This window comes from Bacteroidota bacterium (genome assembly GCA_030706565.1).
GTDB lineage: Bacteria > Bacteroidota > Bacteroidia > Bacteroidales > JAUZOH01 > JAUZOH01.
Map to the genome: position 1 here is coordinate 1 of JAUZOH010000278.1, position 5,093 is coordinate 5,093.

At 38.1% G+C, this 5,093-nt stretch carries 5 protein-coding genes; 1 reads left to right on the plus strand and 4 read right to left on the minus strand.

What is annotated here, in order from left to right; all coding sequences use genetic code 11:
* The first annotated feature begins 820 nt into the window (after positions 1–820).
* Positions 821–2,140, plus strand: a complete 1,320-nt coding sequence (locus tag Q8907_12430; GenBank protein MDP4275077.1) for an MFS transporter — start codon at positions 821–823, stop codon at positions 2,138–2,140.
* A 21-nt stretch (positions 2,141–2,161) separates the two neighbouring features.
* Here Q8907_12430 and Q8907_12435 read toward each other — a convergent pair whose 3' ends face one another.
* From Q8907_12435 to Q8907_12450, 4 genes are all read right to left on the minus strand, one after another.
* The gene (locus tag Q8907_12435) at positions 2,162–3,052 is read right to left on the minus strand and encodes a DUF3078 domain-containing protein (protein ID MDP4275078.1); all 891 of its coding nucleotides are present in this window, start codon (positions 3,050–3,052) and stop codon (positions 2,162–2,164) included.
* 16 nt (positions 3,053–3,068) lie between these two features.
* Entirely contained in the window at positions 3,069–3,482 is a 414-nt protein-coding gene (gene mscL, locus Q8907_12440; GenBank protein MDP4275079.1) for a large-conductance mechanosensitive channel protein MscL, read from the minus strand.
* A 120-nt stretch (positions 3,483–3,602) separates the two neighbouring features.
* Positions 3,603–4,013, minus strand: a complete 411-nt coding sequence (locus Q8907_12445; GenBank protein ID MDP4275080.1) for a YidB family protein — start codon at positions 4,011–4,013, stop codon at positions 3,603–3,605.
* A gap of 535 nt (positions 4,014–4,548) precedes the next feature.
* Positions 4,549–5,013: a hypothetical protein gene (locus Q8907_12450; GenBank protein MDP4275081.1), complete on the minus strand. Its 465-nt coding sequence runs from the start codon at positions 5,011–5,013 to the stop codon at positions 4,549–4,551.
* Positions 5,014–5,093 lie beyond the last annotated feature (80 nt).

A 5,093-nucleotide genomic window follows, 5' to 3' on the forward strand; every position in this document is an offset into this window, starting at 1 on the left:
GTGTTTATGGAAATGATATGGGTCATGTATGCTTATATATTTAATTTACCGGCAAATGCTTCGTTGCAGGGCCAAAACTGACAAAAAGGTTTGGTATGGTTTTGGTTTATAAGTTGGGCAGGATGGCTATTCCCTTTCACCTGGCAAAATAAAAGGTTTCTATTTATACCTATAATTTTTGAAAGGACATACAAGATCCAAACGAAAAATAATGCAACAACAAACCTCTCCGGTGTAGAGCCGGACTGCCTTGTCCCTTTAAATCTTAAAGGGAAAGAAGAAAATATGGAACATCTCCCCATCAAACTTACCCCTCAGAGATTAATATCAAAAATTTTATCCAACTGGGCATTCGGAAATATTTCTTACCTGATAAAAATAATTATTTTGTTTTTTTTTCAGGAGAGATAATCCCTCAGTTTTCATTTTTTAAATCCTTTTAACTTTTAAATTCTTTCTTCTACAATTCCATTGACTTTAATGTTTCTATAACCTGCCTTTCCCAGAATTATCGATTGATTCAGAAAAAATACCTTACGAAACTCCGGATTTATCTCAGTTTAAATAAACGAAATAACAAATAAACAAATAAAATTCAAATAATCAACTAATATGTAACATTATTTAACTCATAATGAAGCAAAAAGATAAAAAATCTTTAGCTGTTTCAATTTTATAAATGTGAAAATCTACTGCAAAAAACCTGCATAATTCTTTTGTTATCAAAAATGCTTTTAAAATAACCGCTCAAATACCCGTGAACATGGGATTTCCGTCCCGTTACAAATTTTTTGTAACTTGCAGCTGAAAAGTTTTAACCATGGAGAAGAAGTCGCAGGAATGGAGGGATAAAATAAAGATCATTTTTAGAACCTTCCATTCACGGAATTACAGGTTGTTCTTTGGGGGCCAATGCATCTCGTTGATAGGCACATGGATGCAACAAATTGCCCTGAGCTGGCTGGTTTACCGCATCACCGGATCGGTTTTTTACCTTGGACTGGTGGGTTTTGCCAATCAGATCCCTTCCTTTTTTATTTCACCTTTTGCCGGGGTGATGACTGATAAATGGAATCGTCACCATATCCTCATCGCTACCCAGGCTCTATCCATGGTTCAAGCCCTCACTCTCTGGCTGCTGGTGATCACCCACAGTGTTACCATCTGGCACATCCTTCCTTTAAGCCTATTCCTGGGTGTAATCAATTCTTTTGATACCCCTGCAAGGCATTCATTTCTCATCGATATGATTGAAAACAGGGAAAATTTAAGCAATGCAATTGCCCTGAATTCGGCCATGTTCAACAGTGCCAGGCTGATCGGGCCCTCCATTGCCGGTATATTAATTGCCTGGCTGGGCGAAGGCCCCTGCTTCCTAATCAACGGATTAAGTTACATCGGAGTAATTGCGGCACTTTTGGCCATGAGATTACACGGTTATTCCAAGCAGGAAGAAGGGAAAAATATTTTCCAGGAATTTAAAGAAGGTTTCAACTATACTTTTGGCTTTTTACCCATCAGAGCCTTGCTTCTATTGCTGGCCCTGATTAATCTGATGGGCATGTCGTACGTTGTCCTGATGCCCGTAGTTGCCAAAGATATTTTGATGGGAGGTTCCCATACCATGGGATTTTTAATGGGTGCCTCAGGTGCAGGAGCTTTATTAGGAGCTTTTTATCTTGCCTCACGCAAGACTGTGGTGGGGTTGAGCAGGAAAATTCCCGTGGCACTCTGCCTCTTCTCCTTATCGGTCATTGCCATATCTTTTTCTAAAAACCTATATATATCGCTTATCCTGATGTTCCTGGCCGGTCTGGGAATGATCACCCAAATGGCTTCAACCAACACCGTCATCCAAACCCTGGTTGACGATGACAAGCGCGGCCGCGTGATGAGCTTCTATGCCATGTCCTTCATGGGCATATCCCCTTTTGGAAGCCTGCTTGCCGGCAGCCTTTCCAAATTAATTGGCGTGCAATATACAATCCTGATTGGCGGTATCGCCTGTTTTATTGGTTTTCTTATTTATGAGAAAAATATGCCTGCCATACGCCTCATCATTCGCTCGGTGTATGAAAAAAAAGGAATACTAACCCCTAAAATACCTGCAGCAGAAGATACCTTTGAATTTCAGGGTTAGCAATAAACATATTTTTCAATATCAGAATTTATAAGAAAGCCCCACTCCTATTGCTTCTTTAAACTGGGTCCTGCGGATAACATTCTGATCGTAAATAAGATTTGTTAAAATACTCGTTGTCAGATATTTTCCTGTTTTCATATTGATCATGGTTTCCCAGTTTACGGCAATATTTCCCCGGTTTTTCTTCACTTTATCTGTATAATTGTTGAAAAGCAACAGCTTGGAAGCAATATTTACATTCTTTACAACATCTTTCTGATATCTAGCACTAAAGGTGGCACCAAATTCAAAGCGGCATTTCTTGCCGTCCTTGATCTTTTGGTTTGAAGAATTATATACAGCCGGATCAACTCCATAAGCTCCGGCATCAGCCAATTTTCTGTCACTGACAAAGGTCATCCGCCCGGCCATAGGCGAAAGATAAACTGAAAGAAAAGCATTGGGCTTATAATCCAACCCTATACTTATTGACAAATACCCAGGAGCATTAAATTTTGAAACCACCGTACTGTCATTCGGATAATTGTATCCGCTGGCAAATTGCGAACGATAGTTTAACAGAGCACTGTAATAAACATTATCAAAAGCCCTATAACCATACTTGGAGTTAAACTCCAGTTTATCCTCATTTTTCCTGATTTTATTGGAGCCGCTCTTTAATAATCCATAACCCAGGTCCAATGAATTGTCCCATACCGATTTTTCTTTTTTGTAATTGGCAAAAAAGTTGGCAATACCCGTTGCAGAGAGCGCGTCTTCACCTCCGGCCGCCCAATTGCTCAAGCTAACCTGATTGAAGGTCAGGGAGAAAAAACCGCCTTTGCTCAGGTGCTTTACGGTATCTTTTTGCGCATAAACCGACCCTAATATAACCATAAACAACAAAAGGGAAATTAATTTCCTTTGCATAATATTTATGTTATAATTATTTAGAACGAAGCAGGTCTCTTATCTCGGTGAGCAATGCTTCCTGTTTGGTTGGAGGAGGAGCAACAGGTTCTTCCTTTTTCTTTTGCAAGCGGTTAAGTCCTTTAACCAGTAAGAAAATGGCAAAAGCAATAATCAGAAAATCTATAATAGCTAGGATAAAATTCCCCAAATTAAGAGTCACTGCATTGTGAACTACTTTCCCTGAAGCATTTATCACAGCATCCTTTATGGTCCATTTAATATCGGCAAAAGTAATTCCGCTAATCAGCAGTCCAATTGGCGGCATAATGATATCCGCTACCAAGGAGGACACTATTTTCCCAAATGCCCCGCCAATGATGATACCTACTGCCAGGTCAACCACGTTGCCCCGCATGGCAAAGTCCTTGAATTCTTTTAGTACAGCCATAATTTTTGTTTTTAAATGATGATCTCTTATCAAATTAAAGTAAATAATTTCATCTACAGGGAATTATAAGGTAAGAAACAGGTAATCCCAGGCCTGATGAATATTTGCAGATCAGGGAAATTACCTGTTCAGGAAATTACTTAGAATATCCTTAACATTCATCGTTTGGGAAGAGGCCTCAATTTTCCCGTTGGGCGTGAGTTTGTCAATAATAGTGGGAAGAAAAGTAGCAATTTTTTCACTGGCAGCTTCCTGAGATATCCCTAACTTTGATGCAACTTGTCCAACCACCTCACTACCCAACACTTCATTAATCTGACCGGGATTGACCGCTTCATTTTTCCCGGTACCAACCCAGGAATTTACAATATTTCCAAGGCCACCGCTGGTCATCTTTCCAACAAGCCCTTCCAGCCCTCCTACCTGCCTGTGGTTGATCAGTTCAAAAATACTGCTGATTGTATTCGTATCAGCACCCGTACCGGCAACCGCGCTACCGGCTTTTTTAAATAAATTTCCCAATAGTCCCATACGATTATCATTTTAAATGTTAAAAATCATAAACACTTAATTAATTATTCCTTACAATATCAAAATAGCAAATGGAAATTCAAACAGGAATCCGATGACAATTAAATAATCAACATTTCATACGTAAATAATTAATTTTTATGGGTCGTATGTAACTCTATGTTTGCTATATTCATTGGCGTTTTGCGTTTATTCGCAAACATGTTCGTTTCATATAAATTTACAGAATTTTATACAAAGTTCATGTGATTTAAAGTTGATCTTTATACTGTTTTATAAAAAAAGCAAAACAGGCATAAAACATGGGCTTGATATGACTGAAAAACAGAACTGATCATGATGGAGCCAAATGAATGTCACCCATGATTGCTTCTGAAAGAATTAGGTTCATTGAATTTTACAGAAAATTTTGCCTTTAATTTGATTTTTTAAAATAATGCTAACAAAATTATAATCTGATTTTCAGAACAGATTAATTGGCAAAATTCAAATCATATACATACAACCACACTTTATATTCAGAAAACTGCATGAATTATTTTACCCGGATTAAGTGAGTATTAAAGCGGTCACAACAGGGCGCATAAAGATTCAGGGAATCCATGCTAACTATGTTCAAATATTTTTCAGAATCCGATAATAATTCAATTTGTGCCGGTTTCTCCGGACTGAACCTGCACAATAAGCCATTATTATCCTGGCTGACAACCATCTTTCCAAAGGCAATTAATGAGTCATTTCTAATGATGACAAATATCCCGTTAGGTTTAAGAACCAGATAATCAAAGTCCTTACGATACCCCATGCCCGTAAATCCTCCGGAAGTGCCTGTTACGCGCCAGTCGCCGTAAATATCTTTCCGGGAATCCGGCAGTACCTCGGAAGCAAAATACTTATCCGCTTTAATCGTATCCATCTCAGAAAAGTTGGTTCTATAAACCTTTTCTTTACTGCAGAAACAAACTGACAATAAAATGAGAATCAGACAAATAATTTTCATCTTTTAATCATTTATTTTTAAAGTTGTTTGTTACATACCGTCTGTAACTTTCACTATAGACTTGTCTTATTAAAATAAGA